Below are 2226 nucleotides of genomic sequence, written 5' to 3'. Positions count from 1 at the left end.
GTCGATCGACTGGCTGAAAACGAAACATCTTCAAGGACGCATGACCGGCTCCGGAAGTGCTGTATTTGCGCAACTGCCGCATGGCACGGATTTGACGGATCTTTCAGGTTTGCCTGATGACTGGATAGTCCGGACATGCAGCAATTTGGAGGCGCATCCTCTGGCTGGTTGGTAAAATAACCGCTCTTTGAAATGCGCTTTCAAGCGACCTAAATGGAAAAGTTTATAGGTCTGTTGTTGGCAACAACAACTGTCCTGTGTAGGGGTGTCGCCAAGCTGGTTAAGGCACCGGATTTTGATTCCGGCATTCGCAGGTTCGAATCCTTCCACCCCTGCCAAATTATTCGCCGTGGGCCGTAGCCCCGGTGTTGCGGTCCCGCCCGGAGCGGGCCCGTGTGACTCCTGACAGACCCGCGTGATGTGTATCAGCGGGTCTGTGTGTTTTTGGAAACAGGCAAGCGGCGCTCACTGCCAAGCCCCGTTGCAGCGTGTTGTCCCCGTGCGTATTTTGCTCCGATAAAAATTTCAGCCACGTTCAAGTCCTTGTAGCAGCTGGGCCCCACATGCAACCGCACCATCCCGACTTCATGGTTTTCACCGGCAATGCCAATCCGAGCATGGCCTCCGATATCGCCCAGCACCTGGGCATTTCACTGGGTGCAGCCCATGTCGGCCGCTTTTCGGATGGCGAAGTCACCGTCGAGATCCAGCAGAACGTTCGGGCCCGTGATGTGTTTGTGGTGCAGTCGACCTGCGCACCGACCAACGACAACCTGATGGAACTGCTGATCATGGTTGATGCGTTGAAACGGGCTTCGGCCGAGCGCATCGCCGCGGTGATTCCGTATTTCGGCTATGCCCGGCAAGACCGCCGCCCACGTTCGGCGCGGGTGCCGATCACAGCCAAGGTGGTGGCCAACATGCTGCAGGCAGTGGGCGTGTCGCGTGTTTTGACGATGGATCTGCATGCCGACCAGATCCAGGGCTTTTTTGATATTCCGGTCGACAACATTTATGCGTCGCCGGTGTTGCTGGGCGACCTGCGCCAGAAGAATTACACCGACCTGATGGTCGTGTCGCCCGATGTGGGCGGCGTGGTGCGCGCCCGGGCGCTGGCCAAGCAGCTGGGCTGCGACATGGCCATCATCGACAAGCGCCGCCCCAAGGCGAACGTGTCCGAAGTGATGCACGTGATCGGCGACATTGAAGGCCGCAACTGCGTGATCATGGACGACATGATCGACACGGCCGGCACGCTGGTGAAGGCGGCTGAAGTGCTGAAAGAGCGCGGCGCCAAGAAGGTTTACGCATATTGCACGCACCCGATTTTTTCGGGCCCGGCCATTGACCGCATCGCCAAGGGCGACGCACTTGATGAGGTGGTGATTACCAACACCATTCCGTTGAGCCCCAATGCCGTGGGTTGCACAAAGATTCGCCAGCTCTCCGTGGCGCCGCTGATCGCTGAAACCATTCAGCGCATCGCCAAGGGAGAGTCGGTCATGAGTTTGTTTTCGGACCAGGACAACCTGTTCTGATCTGAAGCAAAAAGTAGCTGCCCTCGCTCCATGATGTTTGTCATGAGGCAAAAGCAGCTTTTTAAACCAGAACGAGACTGGTCGCGGTCCGTTCTTTATTGGAGTTGATTATGAAATTCGTCGCTTTTGAGCGCGCAAAGCAGGGCACGGGTGCGAGCCGCCGTCTCCGCATCACCGGCCGTACGCCCGGTATTGTTTACGGTGGCACCGGTGAACCCACGCTGATCGAGCTCGATCACAACGCGTTGTTCCACGCCATCAAGAAAGAAGCGTTCCATGCTTCCATCCTCCAGATGGAACTGGCAGGCAAAGAACACAAGGTTCTGCTGCGTGACCTGCAAATGCACCCGTACAAACAGCAGATCCTGCACATCGACTTCCAGCGCGTGGAAGCCAAGACCAAGATGACCGTGAAAGTGCCCGTGCACTACAGCGGTGAAGAAGAGTCTCCAGCCGTCAAGACGGAGAACTGCCTGGTCAACCACGTGATCACCGAGTTGACCGTGTCCTGCTTCCCTGCAGACATCCCCGAATTCATCGCCGTCGACCTGAAGGGCCTGAAGAAGGGCTCGCCGCTGCACATCAAGGACATCACCCTGCCAAAGGGCGTGAAGTTCGTGGCCAAGGGCCAGGACAACCCGGTTCTGGTGTCGGTGTCTGCCGTTTCCGAAGAAGCCGAGGCCGATGC

Annotated in this window: 2 protein-coding genes, 1 tRNA gene and 1 pseudogene; all 4 read left to right on the top strand. The window is 57.5% G+C overall.

Translation table 11 applies throughout. From position 1 onward, the window contains the following. Positions 1-175: pseudogene (ipk, locus tag AC1D1X_RS21215) on the top strand (4-(cytidine 5'-diphospho)-2-C-methyl-D-erythritol kinase); the annotation flags it as partial. 86 nt (positions 176-261) lie between these two features. Then, positions 262-338 (top strand) — tRNA-Gln (locus tag AC1D1X_RS21210). 225 nt (positions 339-563) lie between these two features. Further along, positions 564-1538: a ribose-phosphate pyrophosphokinase gene (locus AC1D1X_RS21205; protein WP_477668282.1), complete on the top strand. Its 975-nt coding sequence runs from the start codon at positions 564-566 to the stop codon at positions 1536-1538. 110 nt (positions 1539-1648) lie between these two features. After that, a partial coding sequence (locus tag AC1D1X_RS21200; protein WP_477699102.1) for a 50S ribosomal protein L25/general stress protein Ctc occupies positions 1649-2226 on the top strand: 578 nt, incomplete at its 3' end.

It is taken from the genome of Polaromonas sp. P1_G4 (genome assembly GCF_056405475.1).
The sequence above is the reverse complement of the archived record's forward strand: the minus strand, read 5'-3'. Positions and strand labels throughout refer to the sequence as shown.